Below are 457 nucleotides of genomic sequence, written 5' to 3' on the forward strand. Positions count from 1 at the left end.
GTGCTACTAACACCTCATCAACTTCAAACGTAGCAATGAAATCATCTAATTGTGCTTTAACCTGTTCTTGTGTGCCTGCAATGATGCGTGCTTGATGTACTTGAATCATCTCTTTGTCTCGATCATTAAGCTTATACTTTTGTGCTGTGTCTACTGAAGGAAAATGTTCAAATTCTGCAAATTGTAATTTACCTAATAACCAAACATCTAAGGCATGTTGCAATGCTGCTACTTCCGCTTCGTTATCTGCTACAATGACAAATACAGATGCCATCACCTTTGCGTCCATTTTAATCGTTGATGCTTGGAAATGTTTTTTGTAAATATCAATGTTATCCTTCGCTGCATGTATCGCATTTATATCTGGTAGCAAAAATGTTCCAACAGAAAGCCCTATACCTAGTTCGGCAGCTATTTTGGCAGATGTTGCGCTACTACTTAATAACCACATTTCTGG

General features: G+C 37.9%; 1 protein-coding gene. It reads right to left on the reverse strand.

What is annotated here, in order from left to right; translation table 11 throughout:
* The coding region (locus D7V88_RS42210; protein WP_120546006.1) for an LLM class flavin-dependent oxidoreductase at positions 1–457 on the reverse strand (457 nt) is incomplete at both ends.

It is taken from the genome of Corallococcus terminator (genome assembly GCF_003611635.1).
Classification (GTDB): domain Bacteria; phylum Myxococcota; class Myxococcia; order Myxococcales; family Myxococcaceae; genus Corallococcus; species Corallococcus terminator.